Source organism: Gloeocapsopsis crepidinum LEGE 06123 (assembly GCF_015207655.1).
GTDB lineage: Bacteria > Cyanobacteriota > Cyanobacteriia > Cyanobacteriales > Chroococcidiopsidaceae > Gloeocapsopsis > Gloeocapsopsis crepidinum.
The window spans coordinates 86,698-106,848 of record NZ_JADEWN010000008.1 but is presented as its reverse complement, the minus strand read 5'-3'; the positions used below and the strand labels follow the sequence as shown (position 1 = coordinate 106,848).

The window sequence follows — 20,151 nt, the reverse complement described above, 5'->3', positions numbered from 1 at the left end:
ATTAGGAGATGAGTATGGTTCGGATTGCAATTAATGGTTTAGGAAGAATTGGAAGAGCAGTTTTTAAGCTCGTTCTAGATCAACCAGAGTTAGAATTGGTTGCTGTGAATGATTTGGTTACTGCTGATAATCTTGCTTATTTGCTGAAGTATGATACGGCTTATGGCAAGTATACAAGACAGGTAGAAAGTAGTGAAAATAGTCTGATTGTTGATGGTAAGAAATACAAGGTTTTTAGTGAGAAAGATCCTGAACAACTTCCTTGGAAAAGTTTAGAAATTGATGCTGTGTTTGAATGTACAGGAATTTTTACTCAAAAAGAAGGTTTAGAAAAGCATATTAAAGCAGGAGCAAAGTATAGTATACTTTCTGCCCCTACCAAAAGCGAAGATGTGGAAACTGTGGTTTTTGGTGTTAATCAAGCACCTGAATCAGAACAGATTTTTTCTTGCGCTAGCTGTACAACGAATTGTATTACTCCAGTTGTTGAAATTATCGGCAGAAGAATTGGCGTGAAAAAAGCAATTATGACGACAATTCATGCCTACACGTCTTCGCAAGAAATTGTTGATGGACCTAGTAAAAAATGGCGGCGGGGTAGGGCAGCTGCTGCAAATTTTGTCCCGACTTCAACAGGGGCAGCGATCGCCACAACGAAAGTATTACCACAATACAATGGCAAGTTTGATGGCGTAGCAGTCCGCGCACCAATTCCTGTTGGTTCAATTTCAGACATCAATTTTGTAACCGAACGCCCGACAAGTGTAGAAGAAGTTAACAAGATTTTTCAAGAAGAAGCCGCTAGCGATCGCTACAAGGGCATTTTAGCAGTATCCAATGAAGAAATTGTCTCTTCCGATATTATCAGCGACCCTCACGCCTCAATTATTGATTTAACCATGACGCAAGTTGTCGATGGTGACTTAGTTAAGGTCATGAGTTGGTATGACAACGAATGGGGTTATGCCAATCAAATGGTACGGACAGTTGTGAGTTTATTTAAAGGTTAGTCAAACTGTAATTCATCACCCAAATGGCAACACTAATCTTAGTTCGTCACGGTCAAAGTACCTGGAACGCTGCTAACCGCTTTAGTGGTTGGGTTGATGTTCCCCTCAATCACGTCGGTCGCCAAGAGGCAATGCAAGCAGCAAAAAAAATTAGTTCTTATCGCATTGATGTGTGTTTTACTAGCTTACTCGTACGTGCTATAGAAACAACTGCCATTTGTCTGACCGAAGGTACTGGGGCTTGTCTTGACAAAAGTCCCGTCTTCAAACACGATTCTGATGACCCTGATTGGCATGGTTGGGACAAGTACGAAGGCTACATTGAACAAGAGATTCCGATCTTTATGAATCCAGCTTTGGACGAACGCCACTACGGCGATTTACAGGGATTCAATAAAGCAGACATGGCAGAAAAAGTTGGTAAAAATATTGTGCATCAATGGCGGCGATCGTTCGATACTCGACCTCCAGGTGGTGAAAGTTTAAAAGACACGGCTGCGAGAACAATTCCTTTCTTTCAAAACCGGATTTTAGTGCATCTCAAAAACGGTGATAACGTTCTGGTTTCTGCCCACGGCAACTCTTTACGGTCAATTTTGATGCATTTAGATAATCTTAGCCCAAAAGAAGTGCCACACCTAGAACTTGCAACTGGCATCCCGATTGTTTATGAAATCGATGCAGAGGCAAATATTACTAATAAAGTTATTTTAGATTAATTATGCGAAAAACCAAGATTGTTTGTACGCTTGGTCCTGCTTGTTCTGATTACGATACGATTAAAGCAATGGTCGAAGCGGGTATGGATGTCGCCAGGCTGAATTTCTCGCATGAAGACCATGAAACACACTTTAAAAGAATTCAGCTTGTCCGCCAAGTTGCAGCAGAATTAAATCGCCCAATTGCCTTGTTGCAGGACTTACAAGGTCCCAAAATTCGTGTTAGTGAGATGGTCGATGGCGTTGTCTTACAAACTGGTGAGGAAACTGTTATTACAATGCAGGATGTCCAAGGCACAGCCGCACGATTTACGTCTACTTATAAAAATTTAATCAACGATGTCAAAGCGGAAGACCCGATTCTAATTAATGATGGTCTCATCGAAATTCAAGTTGACAAAGTAGATGATACAAATATTTATGGCACCGTGATTCATGGGGGTGAGTTAAAAAGTCATAAAGGTATTAATCTCAGCCAGTCTTCTGTTTCCACACCAGCAGTAACTGAAAAAGATATCCAAGATTTACAATTAGGTTTAGATCAAGCAGTTGATTATATTGCGCTTTCTTTTGTGCGGGAAGCAGCAGATATTCAGCGCTTAAGAGATGTGATGGTAAGTGAGAACTCGGCGCATATTGTTGCTAAAGTTGAACGCCACGAAGCTTTAGATGATTTAGAAGAAATTGTGGCAGCTTTTGATGTAATTATGGTAGCGCGGGGAGATTTAGGTGTCGAAGTTCCTTTAGAAAAAGTCCCCTTAATTCAAAAGTCTTTAATTCAAAAGTGTCATCATCATCTCAAACCAGTTATTACCGCTACCCAAATGCTGGAGTCGATGATGCAAAATCCACGACCCACCCGTGCCGAAGTTTCTGATATTGCTAATGCAATCTTGGATGGGACAGATGCTTTAATGCTTTCGGGAGAAACTGCAATTGGTCGCTACCCCGTAGAAGCAGTGAAGACGATGGCACAAATTGCGGAAACTGTAGAAGCTGATTTAACGTCCTTTCCCCATTTTATTGATGGTGGCGTTAAAGAACATCACATTCCTAATGCTGTCGGTCATGCAGCTTGTCAGTTAGCAGAAAATCTCAAAGCGAAGGCAATTATTTGCTTTACCCAAAATGGATTTACTGCCAGAATTCTTTCTAAATATCGTCAGTCGATTCCAATTATTGCAGTCACGCCTAGCGAAGCTGTACAACGGCGATTAAGTTTGTATTGGGGTGTGAAATGTCTGCGATTGCAAGAGGTAGATAACACCGACGAGATGATATCTCAAGTAGAGAAGGTCGCTGTTGAGCATGGTTTGGTTAGTATGGGGGACATGGTTGTGATTACTGCTGGCTTACCTTTAGCCATTACAGGTGTGACTAACTTGATTAAGGCGCATAAAGTTGGTGAGAAAACAGCAGTTTGATTTGATCCTTGAATTTACATTATAAAAAACGCTAATTGTCAAGTATTTTTGAGGCAAATTCAAAAGCCTCATCAGCTGTGGTAATTCTGCCTTCGACTTGGGCGATCGCAATCTCTGTTAGTAATCTTCCTACTTGAGGTCCAGGTTTAATTTTCAGGGCTTGGATTAAATCTTTACCTGTTATGAGTGGTGTAGGATGTGCGACAGGATCTTGAGGGTTGAGGTAGTGGTTGATTAATGGCGCGATCGCATCAACTGAAGTCCCCTTAGCTACGGCTAAAAGTGCGATCGCCCCAAAGACTTTCCCAGCTTCTTGAAAGAAAAAATACTGTTCGCGTATAGGCATCGCATGCGCTTGCAACTGTGGTAGTAGTTTGAGTATCGTAATGACACCGCGAATTTCTGCCCGACTGTAGGTAAGTTGGACTAATTCGGCTTCAGCAATTTCTGGTTGTGGGGTCACAAGACACGCGAGTTTGGCAAGACCTAACCAAGTTGTTTTAACTGTGTCGCGCACACTTTGGCACAGTTCGATATTGAGTTGTGACCAATATTTACTCAGTTTTACCACTGTGGTATCCACTGCAGCTACATCTTCAACGTTGGCGTTGGGAAACCAATATTCAATTAAGCCGTCTTCCGCAGCACTTTTTAACCAAGGAGTTCCTTGAGAATGGGCAAGAAGATATCCTAGTTCTACCCGCACTCGTTCAGCGGCGACGTGTTCGATTTGAGATGCTAAATGACAAATTGCCAAGTGAGTGTCTGACTCAATCGTAAAACCAAGCTGTGCAGCTTGACGATAAGCGCGTAGTAATCGTAAAGGGTCATCTTGCAAGTTTTGTCGTGATACCATCCGCAAGCGCTGCTGTTGTAAATCGCTACAGCCGTGGAGAGGATCGATAATTTCTTGCGTGTGAGGGTTGTAAGCGATCGCATTCACAGTAAAATCTCGCCGTCGCAAATCGGTTTCTAGGCTAGAACCTTCTTGTAGGGCAAAATCTACAGTTGCTTGAGGAAAGACAACACGGGCAATTTGACGCTGGGCGTCGAGAATAACAAAACCTGCTTTGTAATGATGTGCCAGCGATCGCGCTGTTTCTATAGCATTTGCTGGTAACACGAAATCTATATCTAAGTACTCAGCACTACGTCCTAATAATGCATCGCGCACCGCACCACCAACCAAGTAGATTGGCTGTGGCAGCAGTTCCAAGCTAAAACACCAGTTTTGGGGAGATAATCTAGACAAGTTAAGGCACATCGCCATACAAACCACTTGAGCCGCTAGTACAGATTTGTGACTAGGTGTAAGATGTTATTATCTACCTCAGTTAAGATAGAGGCAATAACTCATCCTGTTTAGGACTTGAACAAGACATTAGACTGGAGTTCGTTTTATGTGTATTTGCGTGAACTGCCACTATGTCGATCGCTGCATCACATACCACGCGGTTGAAACTCAGCACGAACAACCTCACTTAACTGAAGATCCTGATTTTGAACCGATTGAACCTTCAATCAACGTTAACATTCGTACCCACGAAGATATTATTGAAATGGAGTACGATGTTGTCGGTTGCGTTAGCTTTAAACGCGAAATGGGCAAGTGGGCAAAACTGCGCCCAGGTGAACTTGTACCTACCTAGAAATTGTAGTTAAAGCGCCTGAGTTGACTATAGCTAATAGCGAATTGCTAGTAAAATACGCGTGGCAGCTACTATTTACTTTGGTAGCTGCTTTTGTTTTATTAAATGAAGATGCATGATGTTCGCCTTCAACCGCATAAGTATAGTCTTGCGATTCATACGAGTAGTCCAGAATTAGGATTCGCGTTGAGCAACTTTGCTGATGACTCTCGCACAGCAACATGGAATTTAGGACGCGATTTATCTAACTTATTACACCAGTACTTAAGCGAGTTCATGCAGCCCCAAACTTGGGTAGATTTAGCATTTATTGCTGTAGCCAAGGGTCCAGGTGGCTTTACGGGAACTCGTATTGGTGTAGTAACAGCACGAACTTTGGCGCAACAGTTGGATATTCCTGTGTTTGCAATTTCGAGTTTAGCAGCTGTCGCTTGGTCGCAGCATACCACTGAACCATCATCTGTATCATCTGTATATGCTGTTCAACTTCCTGCACAACGCGGGAAGTTGCATACTGCAATTTATAAACCTAACCCAGAAGGCAATGGTTTAATTCCTGTGCTACCAGACACAGTATTAACTCCTGAAGCATGGCAAACAAAACTAGATGCTTGCGGGGCGCATAAATTGTTTCATGCATCAAACAACTTAGGGACTTGTGTGACTAGCGTACTAGAACTTGCTTATTTTGATTGGCAGCAAGGGAAGCGTCCTCACTGGTCAGAAGCAATGCCATTCTATGGTCAACATCCCGTGTAAGATTAACTACACTACTGTGTGAAATTTACAGTGTCTTTGATATATGTAATGGACAAACTTTTGGCTAGTAATGACTAACCAAAGCTTGAATAAACGTAAAATTAGCTTTAATTTAAAGACAACGAGGCGATCGCTACCTAAGACCACTTTGTAGAGACTTTAATCTCTCCTCGGTAGCGATAAAGTGGAGGAGGCGACAAAAACTCCACACCGCCTTATTTATCTATACTTTATGCATTGTCCAGCTACCTGACGTCGCCCTCCTTTGGTAGATGACTATAGGTCACAGTGGCGCAACCCCTATCCAACGCATTTGTTGTTTATCAGAATACCAAGTTTAAGAAAGCGTTCTGTCGTTCGTAGGGCATAAACACAGTCACTCTGTAGGTGGATTTACTCAAAGGTTATTAGCTAATTACTAAATGCTAATCGCTTCCAGGCTAGCAACTACCGTCGCAAGCTTCGAGGATCGAGGGCATCGCGTAAGCCATCGCCGAGTAAATTGAATGCTAGTACAGTGAGAATAATGAGTAATGCTGGAGGCCAAATTAACCAAGGTTGTAGTACCAAAATAGATGCATTTGTCGCTAGCGATAGCATATTTCCCCACGAGGGATCGGGTTGCTGAATTCCTAGCCCAATCAAACTTAGAACGGACTCAGCAACAATAAAACCTGGTACAGCTAAAGTTGCTGAAATAATGATATATGTTGCTGTTTGTGGCAGAACATGGCGCACGATAATGTAGAACGGATTTGCGCCCATTGATTTTGCTGCTTGTACAAATTCACGTTCTTTAAGTGAGAGAACTTGACCGCGAATGACTCGTGCCAAACCTGCCCAGCCGATAAACGAGGTAATAAACACAATTAAGACAAATCGTTGGGTACTGCTTAATCCTGGTGGTAAAACGGCGGCTAAGGCTACTAATAAATAGATGCTGGGAATCGTCATCAGAACTTCGACGATGCGCATCAATAGACTATCGGCTAAACCGCCAAAGTAACCTGAAATGCCACCAACAAGCATACCTAGAGGAAATGTAATTGCGATACCAACCAAACCAATACTGAGGCTGATTCTACCTCCATGTACCAAGCGACTGAATTGATCGCGCCCTTGCTCATCTGTGCCTAAGAGATTAAATCTTGCCTCGCCAGTTGTACCAAATAAATGAATGTTTGCAGGAATGCCACTGAAAATTTCAACTTCTTCAAAAGTGGGTGGTATTGGTAAATTCAGGTGAAATAAGTTGTAGGTATAGCCGCGAGTAAATAAGCGTAACCAAGCAGGAGTGCTGCGGTCTACGATAAGTTCGCGATCGCCCGTTTCCAGATCGGTTTCTCCTTGTGTTGTTAGGTAAACGTGTGGTCCAATAAACTCCCCTGCGGTATTACGCCAGTAAACTTGCGTTGGTGGTAGTAGCGAACCGTTGAGTTGCGATGTGTATGGGTCGTAAGGTGCAACAAAATCAGCCGCGAAGACTGCAAGGTAAAAAACAAGTAGTAATATAGCACCAAAGCGGGCGAGAGGATTTTTCTTGAGTCTATGCCACCAGTTCATTTACAACCACCATGCCCTAAAGTAACCATCTATGGTTTGAATTTTAGCCTGACGAGACGTTGGGATTTAAAGTTTTGAGTGTTGAGTTTTGTTAGCGTAGCGGTGCCTTAGCACGTTTTGAATTAGAAGAATTTGCTTAACTCATAACTCAACACTCTTAACGAGTAACTCTCTTAAACTCACCCCTCACCCCTCATAACTCCCCTGACCTCTTATTTCTTGCTGTGGTCTGAGTTCAGAAGACAATTAAATGAGTCATATTTAAGATATAGCAATAAATTTCAACGTTTCTTAGTAAAGTGGCTGGCACTGGCATCGCGTGGAGGGAGGTTTGGCTGTGACTCAACAAGTGGAAGCAGAGGATAAGCTTGCGTCTAAAGAAGTTATCGTTGTTGACAAAGCAAATTATAAAAAGGTTCCAACCCGATCGCGTCAGAATTGGCTTATCCCATTGATAGTTGGCACAGGGTTAGGCGTGGCGATCGCCTTTGGCGGAATGCGCTTTTTTTCGCGCCCAACGACAGCACCGAACCAAACTGCACAGCAAACTGAAGCACCGCCCAGTATGAGTGTGACAGTAGAACCAGTACGCAGCATGCAGGTAGCGCGATCACTTAATGTTACTGGTACAGTTGCTGCCCGCGATTTGATTGCCGTGTTACCACAAACCAATGGTTTACAGATTAGGCAGATTTTAGTACGTGAAGGCGAAAATGTCCGTGAAGGACAGGCAATGGCAATTTTAGATGATGCAGTGATTCGCGCTCAAATTGACCAAGCAAGAGCAAATATCGAGTCTGTACAAGCCGTAGTCGGTCAAAGACAAGCAGCTTTAGCACAAGCGCGTGCCAGTTTGGCTGAAGCAGAACGAAACTTACAGCGATACGAACAACTTGCTAATAATGGGGCAATTAGTCGCCAAGAATTAGATACGCGGGCGACAACAACAGCCACTGCCCGCGAAGCCGTCCGCGTTGCCCAAGCAAATATTAGTAGTGCCGAAGCTGATGTGCGCAGTAGTCGTGCTAGTTTACAACAATTAGAAACACAGTTGGGACAAACTGTGGTTCGCGCACCCGCAAGTGGTTTAGTCGCAGAAGCGATCGCCAAAATTGGAGATGTCGTTAGTGGTTCGCAGCCCTTGTTTTCGATTATTCAAAATAATGCTTTGGAACTTGCAGCACAAGTTCCCGCAATTCAGTTACCACAAGTTGAAGTCGGCGCACCTGCTAGAGTAACTTTAGACGCAGATTCGCGCGTTCAGCTACAAGGACGAGTCAGAGAAATCGCACCATTAGTCGATACCCAAAGCCGTCAAGCCACAGTCCGCATCAATTTACCCACAACTTCTTTACTACGTCCAGGAATGTTTGCCCGTGCAGCAATTACCTCTGCAACCGTTCCTGGAATCACAGTTCCTGGAAAAGCTGTCGTCCCACAGCCTGATGGTAGTGGAATTGTTTTTGTGTTGACAGGTGAAGATACAGTACAAGCACGATCTGTCGAACTCGGAGAAGTTCTCAATGATGGCAACATCGAAATTAGCAGCGGCTTAAATTCAGGCGATCGCGTCGTGTCTGTTGGTGCTGGCTATCTCAAAGATGGCGATCGCGTTCGTGTAGTAGAAGGGGCGAGGAGTGAGAGGTGAGGGGTGAGTGATTAGTTTTGAGTTTTGAGTTTTGAATTAAAAGACTCTTCATAACTCATAACTCTTTTAAGCTCAACACTTCACGACTCTCTTAAACTCATAACTCTCTTAAACTCACCCCTCACCCCTGACCCCTCATTATGTCCTTCAACGTCTCTGCTTGGTCAATTCGCCGTCCGGTTCCGACAATTGTTTTATTCTTGATGTTGACGATTCTAGGTTGGTTTTCGTTTACAAGGCTAGGAATTGATACCAATCCCAATATTGATATTCCAGCAGTTTCCATTACAGTTAGCCAGCCAGGGGCGGGACCTGCAGAACTCGAAGCGCAAGTCACAAAGCAAATTGAAGATGCGGTTGCAAGTTTAGGAAACATTGACACCATGATTTCAACCGTCAACGATGGAGTTTCCACAACGGTTGTTAACTTTGTGTTGGGTACTGATAGCGATCGCGCCACGAACGATGTCCGCAATGCGGTTGCCCAAACTCGTCAAGAATTACCGCAAGACATCAGCGAACCGATTGTCCAGCGACTAGAATTCGCGGGTGGTCCTATCATGACTTATGCTGTTGTTTCGCAGCAGTCGGTAGAACAGTTAAGTAACTTGGTCGATCAAACGATTAGCCGTGCTTTACTAGCGGTGCAAGGGGTAGCGCAAATTCGCCGTGTAGGTGGTGTCGATCGCGAGATTCGGATTAATTTAAATCCGTCACAGTTGCAAGCTTTGGGCATTACCGCAACACAGGTAAATGACCAAATTCGCGCTTTCAATGCCAATTTACCAGGAGGACGGGCAGAAGTTGGCGGTAGCGAACAAACTATTAGAACTTTGGGTAGTGCTGCGAGTGTCGAAGTCTTAAGCAATTATCAAATTGTCTTACCCAATGGCAGTTATGTGCCATTGTCAAGTATAGGGGAAGTGAGTGATAGCTTTGCAGAACCGCGACAAGCTGCTTTTTTGAATGGTGAACCTGTTGTTGCTTTTGAAGTATTACGTAGTAGCGGTAGTACACTCGTTACAGTAGAAGAAGGCATCAGAGAAGCGGTAGCGCAATTAGAATCAACATTGCCTGCTGATGTTGACTTGCAATTAATTTTCACGCGGGGTGACTTTATTCGCGAGTCTTATGAAAGCACGATGCATGACTTGGTTCTGGCATCTGTGTTAGCAGTGTTAACAATTCTGCTGTTTTTACGCGATTGGCGGGCGACGTTAATTACAGCGGTAGCTTTACCTTTATCGATTATTCCTACCTTTTTTGTTCAAAGCGCCTTGGGCTACACGCTCAATAATATGACGTTGTTGGGGTTAGCACTTGCTGTCGGAAATTTAGTTGATGATGCTGTTGTAGAAATTGAAAACCTCGACCGACACATGAAGATGGGAAAAACAGCACGTCAGGCGGCTTTTGACTCTTCCTCAGAAGTTGGTTTAGCCGTGATAGCGACATCTGCAACAATTATTGCGGTGTTTCTCCCTGTAGCATTTATGGGAGGTATTCCTGGGCAATTTTTTCAACCTTTTGGTGTCACAGTTGCAGTATCTACGATATTTTCTACGCTGGTAGCACGGACAGTAACGCCGATGATGGGAGCAAATTTACTTCAGCAGGGAAAATCAAATAGAGATCGCCACACTCAAACCAAACCTCAAAAAAAACCATTTCAGCCTTATAAATCTCTACTGACATGGGCATTGCGTCATCGCTTAACTACCTTGGGAATTGCCTTAGCGTTCTTTATTGGTAGCTTGATGTTAGTACCAATGATTCCTAAAGGGTTTATTGATAATGGCGACTTGGGAATTTCTACAGTTTCGGTGGAATTACCTCCAGGTTCGACTTTGGATGACACAACGCAAGTTGTACAACGCGCAACAGCCTTAATTCAACAAAACCCTGCGGTAGAGACAGTCTTGGCGACGCCGCAAGTTAACAGTGCAACGCTAACAGTTAAGTTGAAACCTGAAGAAAATCGCGATATCTCTCAAAGCGAGTTTGAACAACAAATTCGTCCGCAATTTGCCCAAATTCCAGGTGCAAGAATTAGTTTTCAAAGCCAAGGTGCAGCAGGAAATAATAAAGATCTCTCAATTGTTTTAAGAAGTGAAAACCCTGAAGCGTTAAATCAGGCTGCGGCTGAATTAGAAAGGCAAATGCGCACAGTACCAGGTTTAGTTGAAGTTGCATCATCTGCTAGTTTGGCACAACCAGAAATCTTGGTGATTCCAGATCCGGCGAGGGCAGCTGACTTAGGGGTAACGGTACAAGCGATCGCCCGCACTGCATCTCTAGCAACCTTAGGGGATAATGAAGCGAATTTAGCTAAATTTAACTTAAGCGAACGTCAAATTCCGATTCGCGTCCAAATTAACCCTGAAGCACGTAACGATATCAATACCTTTAGAAATTTACAAGTTCCCAGTAATAATGGTTCGTTGGTTCCTTTAGAAGCTGTTGCTGATATTCGTTTTGGCAGTGGTCCAGCTGAGATTAACCGTTACGATCGCTCCCGTCAAGTCTCGGTAGAAGCAAACTTGCAAGGTATTGCCTTGGGAGACGCGGTGGATGCTGTCAATCAACTTCCCGCGTTGAATCCACTACCCCCAGGAGTCGTCCAGCAACAAGCAGGTGATGCCGAAATTATGCAAGAAATTTTCGGTCGTTTTGGTACAGCTTTAGCACTGGCAATTTTGTGTATCTATGGCATTCTTGTACTGCTGTACAATAACTTTTTCCATCCATTCACAATCATGGTAGCTTTACCATTGTCTTTGGGTGGTACGCTACTGGCACTGATGTTTGCCCAAAAAGCTTTAGGTTTATATGCCTTAATTGGTATTGTGCTACTGCTGGGCATCGTCACAAAAAACTCGATTCTTTTAGTTGACTACACGATCATCAATCAGGCAGAAGGAAATTCACAAAGACAAGCATTAATTAATGCTGGTGTATCGCGTCTGCGTCCTATTTTAATGACTTCATTATCTACGATCGCAGGAACCCTACCCCTCGCCCTCGGATTTGGTCCTGGTGCTGAAGTACGCAGTCCAATGGGAATTGCTGTGTTAGGTGGTTTTACCACTTCGACCTTGTTAACGTTAGTGGTAGTACCTGTTCTTTTTACCTATGTCGATAACTTCCAACATTGGCTGATGAAATTGGTACATGGACTTAGTAGACATGACAGACAAAACTTTATTGATAATGAATTGCCTTCGGCTGATACTTCCAAGCAGCCAAAAAGCTCGTTGCAAATTCGTAAATAACTTTATAATAAATATTACTCTACTCAACATCACTGCGGGTGTAATTCAGTGGTAGAATGTTACCTTCCCAAGGTAAACGTCGTGGGTTCGAGTCCCATCACCCGCTTTACGCTCCTACTAGATGATGTAATTTCAACTGACTCTGAATATAGATAGTGACTCACTACCTCACATAAATTTTGTGGTTCGCAAGGTTTGGTAATATAAGCATTTGCTCCCGCCAGCTTACATTTAACTCGATCAACAAATTTATTTCTTGCTGTCAGCATAATGATTGGCAAGCTGTAAAATTGTGACATATTTCGTACTGTACGACACATTTCAATACCATCAAGCTGTGGTACTACTATGTCAAGTAACAGTAAAGAAACCTTTTCATAGTAAATTAAATTCAAGGCATCTACTGCATTACTCGATACTATGACGCGGCAGTAGTCAGACAGTATAGCTTTAATTTCTTCTTGCATCGTTTGGCTACTATTTACAGCCAGGATGGTAGGTAAAATATCTGTATTAAGGGCAATATCCTGCATTGCAATTCATCCTGATACTAATGCAGACCACAATTTACATAAGTTGAGTTGACCTTACCACAATCACCTGTGTTTGTGGTTAGCGATCGCGAGTGTTTATTTGTGCTTATTCTTTATTATTCCAAGCTAGCTTAACTCTTCTTGGAGTAAAAATATTTTTCCTTAAATACATTGTTATTGCACTTTGGGAAAAACTCAGTTTACTAACTACTATATCAATAGTACACAAATAATGGAAAATAGCTTTATTTAATACTAAAAAAATATTTTTTAATAACGCTACTTCTATGTTGAAGTTAGCTCATTTACACCCCTACTATTAGAAAAATTTAGAATTTAATTATTATGTTTTTACCAAATAGCGCTAAGCAATGCCCTCTGTAAAATTACGGATAATCATATAATTTTTTTTTGCTATAGCAGTGCTACTACAAACAGAAAAACTGCAATATTTCTGATCTTTTTATGTAAGAAGTTTAACTTAGTGCTTAGCTTAAGTAATCCTCTTGACTTTAGAGTTAGTATATACTGAAAATTAAAGAAAGTATAAAATAAATTTAAATTCCAGATTTATGTTTTAGATTATTATATAAAAATAAATATTTCTTTAAAATAAAGATTAAGCAGCGGTAGAATATTTATTTTGTAATTATGTTTTTTTATTAATCTAAGGGGTTATTGTGTAAAACTTGCCAAGCTTGCCAAAACACGTAGATTGATAATAATCCCAGCGTTAGACGAAAAATAAGACTAACAGTATTATCTGGTAACTTTGGCAAAATACGAGTACTGACTTGAACACCTAATGATCCACCAATACCTAAAAGAGTACCTTCAATAAAAAGTACATTATTACTGAGAGTATGCCCTAGACAAGCAGAAATAGCTGTGAGGATAATCACACCTAAGCTTGTTTGAATTGCAACTTTAATCGGTTCTCCTAATAAGAAAACTTGCATTGTTACCATAATGACACCACCACCAACACTAAATAAACCTGCCAAGATTCCAGCAGCACCTCCAGTACAAACTCTAGCGATCACTGGATTAATCCATTGAATTGGCTCTCTATTTGTTAGATGAATGAGGTGTTTTTTCAAATCTACAAGATAAATGTTAGTTAGTAGTAACAAACCAAAAGCGGTTAATAGTTGATATGAAGCAAATTTACTTGTTAAATAGACTCCAATCTGGGCTGTGAATAAAGCTGGAAGTCCTAGATAAATCACTCGCTGACTATCAAAATACCCCATACGCCAGTTTTGGATACTGCCAGAAATCGACGCGATCGCGATGGCTAAGCTGCTTGTTGCGACGGCTTGTAATGGGGTATATCCTAATGCCACCATTAGTGGAACTAGAACCGTTCCCCCACCAATTCCCAAAAAGCCTGCAAGGATACCAGCAACTAGTCCGCCAAGAGTTAAAATAAGCGAATTCGGGAAAACCACAGAAAAATTCTTACTGATTGAGTAGTTGGCTTAGCTATACAAGTAATTACTCTTGGTTTTAATTAATATTCTTGTTAGAAGATACTATATACTCACTACTCTACAATAGATATTTAACGATTTCTAGCTAAATTGCTATACGGAAGTATTGAGCAACAGACTTAAGTCCTACTTTTTCCATAACCAGAATTGATGATGTATTATTTGCTCATGCCAGTGTTACAACTTTAAGTGAAATAAAATAATTTTTCTGGCATAGGTCAAAAATGAAACCAATAAACTCTTGACTGAACTTTTCCATGACTGCCCAAATTCTATAAAACTTATATTTTTTATAGAGCAATCGAGCTATTTAGGTAAAGTTATGTTTTGAATAGTTTGATAAGCTGTCTAGATTAAAAAGTCTCCTTTAATAACTCCTAAATTGACAAAATTAATAACATCAGAAACCTGTCAAGTTAGTACAAATTGTCAGTCAAGTTTCATAAAAGTAAGCGCGGCGTTTCAAAAAAAACTTGCATATTAGTAAAGATAAACTTGTCAACAAATGCAGAATGATATAACTAGATTGTAGATTTATAGGATACTTACGTGACAAATCCTCAATTTAAGCGTCTTACTCAAGACTTGTTAGACGATATTACTGAAAAGGCTCGTAGTAGTTCGAGGTTACGGCAAAATTATAACTTTCATGAATTAGGTGAAAAAGTTCAACGATTTTTAAACGTTCTGCAACCTGGTACTTACGTCCGCCCGCATCGACATCGACGAAATTCAGAAGTTAATGGGTTTGAGTTTTTCCTAGTACTACAAGGAGAACTAGGAATGATTATTATGGATGAGAAAGGTCAAATTATCCATCAAGAGCGAGTTAGTGCGCAGGGTGACACGCGGGGTGTGGAACTTGCAGAGGGAACTTATCACACACTGGTGGCGTTGGCTCCAGATACTATAGTATTAGAACTCAAAGAAGGACCGTATGACCCTAGCACAGATAAAGAATTTTTAGATTTTCCGCAAGAAGGTACGGTAGCAGCTAGACAATTAGTCGCAACTTGGCAAAGCTACTTTACAGAAGCTGACGGCGATCGCAGCATAATATAGGTTACATTTGCCATAATTCCTAGGCGTTGCTGGATAAGATGATAGCGCCATGAATACTGAAATAAAAATAAAGCTTAATCCACCATCTACCTTAAAAGAAAGTAAAACGACATCAACCTTGCCTGTCATCCAAACGTATGAACTTAAGAAAGTTTATCGTACGGGCTTTTGGTTAAATCAGAAGATAGAATCCCTCAAAGGATGTTCAGTAAGTGTTTGTCAAGGAGAAACGTTTGGTTTATTAGGACCAAATGGTGCTGGCAAGACGACTTTACTTAAGCTTTTATTGGGCATTATCCGCCCTTCTGGGGGAAGAGGTGTTCTCTTAGGGCAGCCGTTAGGCGATCGCATCTGTAAACAAAAAATTGGCTATCTACCAGAGAATGCCTATTATTACGATTATTTAACAGGTTGGGAATTCTTAGAAATGGCTGCAGGGTTATTTCAACTTCCTCATGCAGTAAAGAGGCAGCGGATTCCTGAGTTACTCGAATTAGTGGGTTTAGCGCAGTCAGTCGCCAAGAAAAAACAACTGCGGCAGTATTCTAAGGGAATGTTACAGCGCATTGGTTTGGCTCAAGCACTGATTAACGATCCTGAAGTGGTCTTTTTAGATGAACCGATGTCAGGTCTCGATCCGATTGGACGCTACCAGATGAGGAAGATTATCTTATCGCTCAAAGATCTTGGTAAGACGATTTTTTTCAATAGTCATATCTTGTCAGAAGTCGAACAAATCTGCGATCGCATTGCAATCTTGGCACAAGGTGAATTAATTTGCACGGGTTCCCTAGAGGAACTTTTAGGTAAACCAAATACTTATAGCATTAAAGGACAAGGTGGCGATCAAAATATACTACACCAATGGCTGCATCATCTTATTGTTGAGCCTGATGGCTCTTGGCATGGACAATTACAAGGCGAACCGCACGAGTTTTTGGTAAGTCTCCGCCAGAGTGAGGCTCAACTTGTGGCAATGAACTTATCTCGTCTTTCTTTAGAAGAGTTCTTTTTACAACAGCTACAGCAAAAAGGACTAGGAAATTTTATTGATGTTGGTTCTCCAGTATGAATTGCAGATGCCTACCAACTGAAGTCGGGGCTATTCAAACGAAGTGTGCGCAAGCACACTAAGGCAAGAGATTTGTGAGTAAGTCCACGGAGGTGGACTTTGTTTATAGTGTGCGAATTCATTCGCACTCGTATTCATACAAAAAAAGGGATGTACAGATTTGGTATGACATCCCTTAATCTCTAGCTTCACTAGAAGCCGATAAAGCGCAGTATGTTGATTACACCACCCAAAGGTCCAAGAGCAGTTCCTAGAGTATCGCCGATTCGAGCGATACCAGAGCGGTTGACGACAACAATATCATTAGCACGGAGTCGAGGATTTGTTTGCTCATTGATACCTTGTTCAAAATTTGTTTCGATGTTCCGTCTTGTCACAGTACCGTCAGGATTCAGGCGAACCAACTCTACAGTATTTCTTCTAGCACGAGCATTATTAAATCCTCCCGCACTCAAAATAGCCTGATTCATTGGAGTATTAGGGGGCAAATTAAGCACTCCAGGAGTTTTTACTTCTCCAACAACACTGACTGGAATTGTCGCTGGCGAGAAGTTAGCATCAGCTAATTCAGTTGCTTCAGCTGGGTTAACATCTGTTGCAGTACCAATAACAATAGTGTCTCCTTCTTGCACGAGGGTGTCTTGGTTAACATCACCTGTTTTCAACAAATCCCAGAGATTAACATTAATCGAATGTTCAGTTCCTGATTTGGTAGGACGGCGAATCAAGATACTGCGGATGTCAGCGTCTGATGTAATTCCACCTGCAAGTTGAATTGCTCGTGTCACCGTGGGTAGTCCATTATTATTAGCACCACCTTGGTTGCCACCCTGATCTGTTGCTGCTGCTGTACTAACTCCGCCTCCCGTTACAACATAAGAACCAGGACGGTTGACTTCACCAACGACTGTGACAGTGCGGGGTCTATTCGCAGGTACAGCAAAACTAGCAGAGGCGAATTGACGTAATTCGGCTAAGTTGATGCTTGTTGCGGTGGGAATAAAAATTGCATCACCATCACGCAAAGTCAAGTCATGATCTACAGTGCCAGTACGAACTAATTGGGTGAGATCGACGCTGTAAACTTTTACGGGTAGATTACCACCCTGAGGACGGCGCAGTTGTACTTGACGTAAATCTGCTGCTAGCGTGACTCCTTCGGCAAGATTTAAGGCACTGATGATGGTGGGGTACTGTACGCCAGGATTATCACCAGCCCCGCCTTGTAGTCCTACTGTATAAGAGCCAGGACTGACAACTTCGCCAGAAACAATGACGTTAATCGGGCGAGGAGCGATGAGACTAACTGTGACAATGGGACGTCTAAGGAAGCGAGCGTAACGTGTTGTAATTAACTCTGCTGCTTGATTTTGAGTTAGCCCTCTAATAACGACACGACCAATTAGGGGTAAATAAAGGTCGCCACCAGGAGGAATTTGATAGTCACCGCTATATTCAGGAACTTCAAAGACGTTGATGCGGATGCGATCGCCACCACCCAGTGTGTACTCAACGTTCTCTTGTACTGTAGTTGCTGGGGCTGGGACTTGTGCCCAACTCGGAGATGGATAAGTAGTTGCAACCATAGCTAAGAGAGCTAAACCGGCAACTGGTTGGGTTAAGGCTTTAGATACTTTAGTTTTCATACATCCCGCTGTAGATGATTCTCCGAGAATTTTATTTCTCACTATTTTATGTGGTGTTTTGAACTATTGGAGAAAGTTAATGCTAGGGTAAACACATATTTTAAATAAAGATTACTTAAGTGATTTCAACATTTAAAATAGAGAAATAGTCAGTTAAATTCAGGTTTATTATGTACCAAACATTGTTTAACATAGACATGATAAAAACCTGCAATTGTAATTAAGTATCGCATGTTAAACGAGTACCTGGAATACAATCAATTGCAGGTCAGGCGTATGCACTTATGATTCGAGGGACGAACTGAAAATCAAGTTTGTTCCAACAAAGTACATCGGTAGTTGCCGCAATCAGGGAATATGAAGTTTGAGCTTAGAGGGCATCTGTTGGGAAGGTTTCGCCAATCTTGGCAATTGACAGTTCAAGGATTGGTTTGCAGTATTACACTTGCTTATGGTTGGGGAGGAATGACATCTACTGCTTTCGCGGCAGAACGAGTCACGCTACGGTTAGGACCATTGGAGCAACAAGTTGCTGTTTCAGATTTGGAACATTTTGCCAAAACAGGGGAAGTACCGCGCAGTCTACGTTTTTATACGCCAATTTTGAATTCACAAGTACGTGAATTTTTGAATCGTCAACTTCAAGTAGACCCCAACATTGCTGACAAAGTTGTGGCACAGGTGTTGCGATCGCCTACGGGAAAAACGGTGATTGATTCTGTAAGTGCAGCGCTTCCCAATACAACGGTCGATCAACTTCAAGCAACAGTATCACTTGCAGCACGGCAATTTAACGGACTGAGTGCAATCAGTTTGCTACGGGCATATCCTGAGGAAAATATTACAGTTGATGCGAGTGCGGTGGTGACTTTGGCACTGCAGTTCAATCCGACTTATTGGCAAAGTCAAGCGATTGGTCCATTGTTGGAACGCGAGTTAGCACCTGTAACCAGTAATGTTCAATTACCAAGATTCAATCCAGCCACTCGTGGTTCGCAAACGGTACAGCAACAGACGCTATTTCTCACCGATCGGCAGCGATTTCGCACAATTCCTGTAGATTTATATGCGAGTGGAAATTCTCAGGGACCGATGGTTGTGATCTCGCATGGCTTTGGTTCGGATCGCCGATTTTTTGCCTCGACTGCGCAGCATTTAGCTTCGTACGGTTTTACAGTTGCGGCACTGGAACATCCTGGAAGTAGTGTCAAACGCTTAGGAAGTGTATCTGCTGCCAACGATCCTAATGAAATCATTCCAGCGCAAGAGTTTGTTCATCGTCCACAGGATGTCACTTTTGTCCTGAATACACTGGCAAGATACAATCAGCAACCTGGATGGTTCCAAGGCAAGTTTAATACGCAGCAAGTTACGGTGATTGGTCACTCACTGGGTGGTTATACGGCTTTAGCATTGGCTGGAGGCGAGGTAGATTTAGACGCTGTTCGGCAGTCGTGTCGGGGGATTTCGGCGTTAGGACAAGCACCCGCTGATTGGCTACAATGCGCTGCTGCTGATCTGCCAGAACGACGATTGAATTTACGCGATCGCCGCGTGGCACAAATTGTTGCTTTGAACCCACTGGTTGGTAATTTGTTTGGTAAAACGGGCTTAACACAAGTAACAGTTCCTGTATTAATGCTAGCGGGTACAGAAGATGCCGTTACTCCGGTGCTGAATCATCAGTTACGTCCGTTTAATCAGTTGCAGGGTCAGAAATATCTGATTACGGCGATCGGTGGTACGCATTTGAGTATTGGCGATCTTGGTAATTTGGGACGTGCAGCAAGTGTGCGAACGTTGGTTAAAGAACGTTGGGGAGACGAAACAATACCTCTGCGCCAACTCGCCTCTGGGACAATGGTCGCTTTTATTAAGCAACTAACACCTGAAGCACAGGCTTACGCACCTTTTCTCACACCAGCTTATGCACAGTCTCTCTCTACCGCACAACTTCCTTTACGATTGAATACCGAACTTCCAACAACACTCGATCCCTGGGTGGGGGCAAAAACAAAAACGAATCGCTGGTTGATGGCAGTCAGGAGAGTTTTAAGAGGTGAAAATATTGTCGCTACTGGCTGGTGGCTTTTGGCTAGGAGTTAGTGGTTAGTGGCTAGTGCGTGAGTTTTAAATTAGAAGAATTTTCTTAACTTAACACTTCAAGACTCTCTTAATTCAACACTCCACACTCAATACTTATAACTCCCTGTCTCCCTGTCTCCTCTGCACCCCTACCCCTTGCTTAATCGTGTAGCAACTTTCAATCACGGTATAACTAACCACTAGCCAAAGCGCCAC

15 protein-coding genes and 1 tRNA gene are annotated in these 20,151 nt (G+C 42.4%); 11 read left to right on the top strand and 5 right to left on the bottom strand.

The features are described from left to right. Positions 1–14: 14 nt before the first annotated feature. The 3 genes from gap to pyk are packed head-to-tail and all read left to right on the top strand — an operon-like array spanning position 15 to position 3,153. Positions 15–1,010: a type I glyceraldehyde-3-phosphate dehydrogenase gene (gene gap, locus IQ230_RS05130; protein WP_193930985.1), complete on the top strand. Its 996-nt coding sequence runs from the start codon at positions 15–17 to the stop codon at positions 1,008–1,010. A 23-nt stretch (positions 1,011–1,033) separates the two neighbouring features. Further along, positions 1,034–1,729 carry a 2,3-bisphosphoglycerate-dependent phosphoglycerate mutase gene (locus IQ230_RS05125; protein ID WP_193930984.1) on the top strand — a complete coding sequence of 232 codons (696 nt, stop codon included), beginning with the start codon at positions 1,034–1,036 and terminating at the stop codon, positions 1,727–1,729. A 2-nt stretch (positions 1,730–1,731) separates the two neighbouring features. Next, positions 1,732–3,153: a pyruvate kinase gene (gene pyk, locus IQ230_RS05120; RefSeq protein WP_193930983.1), complete on the top strand. Its 1,422-nt coding sequence runs from the start codon at positions 1,732–1,734 to the stop codon at positions 3,151–3,153. Positions 3,154–3,184: 31 nt separating this feature from the next. On the opposite strand, the gene IQ230_RS05115 is transcribed toward pyk, so the two are convergent. Further along, the gene (locus tag IQ230_RS05115; protein WP_228054600.1) at positions 3,185–4,423 is read right to left on the bottom strand and encodes a CCA tRNA nucleotidyltransferase; all 1,239 of its coding nucleotides are present in this window, start codon (positions 4,421–4,423) and stop codon (positions 3,185–3,187) included. Positions 4,424–4,553: 130 nt separating this feature from the next. Here IQ230_RS05115 and IQ230_RS05110 point away from each other — a divergent pair, with 130 nt between their 5' ends. Next, positions 4,554–4,802, top strand: a complete 249-nt coding sequence (locus IQ230_RS05110; protein ID WP_099701272.1) for a Ycf34 family protein — start codon at positions 4,554–4,556, stop codon at positions 4,800–4,802. Positions 4,803–4,907: 105 nt separating this feature from the next. Further along, positions 4,908–5,561: a tRNA (adenosine(37)-N6)-threonylcarbamoyltransferase complex dimerization subunit type 1 TsaB gene (tsaB, locus tag IQ230_RS05105; protein WP_193930982.1), complete on the top strand. Its 654-nt coding sequence runs from the start codon at positions 4,908–4,910 to the stop codon at positions 5,559–5,561. 447 nt (positions 5,562–6,008) lie between these two features. On the opposite strand, the gene IQ230_RS05100 is transcribed toward tsaB, so the two are convergent. Beyond that, on the bottom strand, positions 6,009–7,124 hold the full coding sequence (locus IQ230_RS05100; protein ID WP_193930981.1) for an ABC transporter permease: 1,116 nt from the start codon (positions 7,122–7,124) through the stop codon (positions 6,009–6,011). A gap of 337 nt (positions 7,125–7,461) precedes the next feature. Between IQ230_RS05100 and IQ230_RS05095 the strand changes: the two genes are divergently transcribed. The 3 genes from IQ230_RS05095 to IQ230_RS05085 all read left to right on the top strand — a co-directional run bounded on the left by IQ230_RS05095 (position 7,462) and on the right by IQ230_RS05085 (position 12,150). Then, positions 7,462–8,772 (top strand): efflux RND transporter periplasmic adaptor subunit, encoded by a 1,311-nt coding sequence (locus IQ230_RS05095; RefSeq protein WP_193930980.1) that lies wholly within the window; start codon positions 7,462–7,464, stop codon positions 8,770–8,772. 140 nt (positions 8,773–8,912) lie between these two features. Then, entirely contained in the window at positions 8,913–12,044 is a 3,132-nt protein-coding gene (locus IQ230_RS05090; RefSeq protein ID WP_193930979.1) for an efflux RND transporter permease subunit, read from the top strand. A 34-nt stretch (positions 12,045–12,078) separates the two neighbouring features. Next, positions 12,079–12,150: transfer RNA gene (locus IQ230_RS05085), tRNA-Gly, on the top strand. Here the strand turns inward: IQ230_RS05085 and IQ230_RS27850 are convergent. Then, on the bottom strand, positions 12,104–12,577 hold the full coding sequence (locus IQ230_RS27850; RefSeq protein WP_193931008.1) for a response regulator: 474 nt from the start codon (positions 12,575–12,577) through the stop codon (positions 12,104–12,106). The two genes, IQ230_RS05085 and IQ230_RS27850, sit on opposite strands and share 47 nt — an antisense overlap. Before the next feature lie 662 nt (positions 12,578–13,239). Next, positions 13,240–14,028, bottom strand: a complete 789-nt coding sequence (locus IQ230_RS05075) for a sulfite exporter TauE/SafE family protein (protein ID WP_193930978.1) — start codon at positions 14,026–14,028, stop codon at positions 13,240–13,242. 591 nt (positions 14,029–14,619) lie between these two features. On the opposite strand from IQ230_RS05075, the gene IQ230_RS05070 reads away from it, so the two are divergent. Together IQ230_RS05070 and IQ230_RS05065 are read left to right on the top strand one after the other, a co-directional pair. Further along, a complete protein-coding gene (locus IQ230_RS05070; protein ID WP_193930977.1) occupies positions 14,620–15,132 on the top strand; it encodes a WbuC family cupin fold metalloprotein in 513 nt (170 codons plus the stop codon). A 49-nt stretch (positions 15,133–15,181) separates the two neighbouring features. Further along, positions 15,182–16,204, top strand: coding sequence for an ABC transporter ATP-binding protein (locus IQ230_RS05065; RefSeq protein ID WP_228054599.1), 1,023 nt, complete (start codon positions 15,182–15,184; stop codon positions 16,202–16,204). 191 nt (positions 16,205–16,395) lie between these two features. Here the strand turns inward: IQ230_RS05065 and IQ230_RS05060 are convergent, their stop codons facing one another. Continuing rightward, positions 16,396–17,850 (bottom strand): SLBB domain-containing protein, encoded by a 1,455-nt coding sequence (locus IQ230_RS05060; protein WP_193930976.1) that lies wholly within the window; start codon positions 17,848–17,850, stop codon positions 16,396–16,398. A gap of 357 nt (positions 17,851–18,207) precedes the next feature. Here IQ230_RS05060 and IQ230_RS05055 point away from each other — a divergent pair, with 357 nt between their 5' ends. Further along, entirely contained in the window at positions 18,208–19,956 is a 1,749-nt protein-coding gene (locus tag IQ230_RS05055) for an alpha/beta hydrolase (protein ID WP_193930975.1), read from the top strand. Positions 19,957–20,151 lie beyond the last annotated feature (195 nt).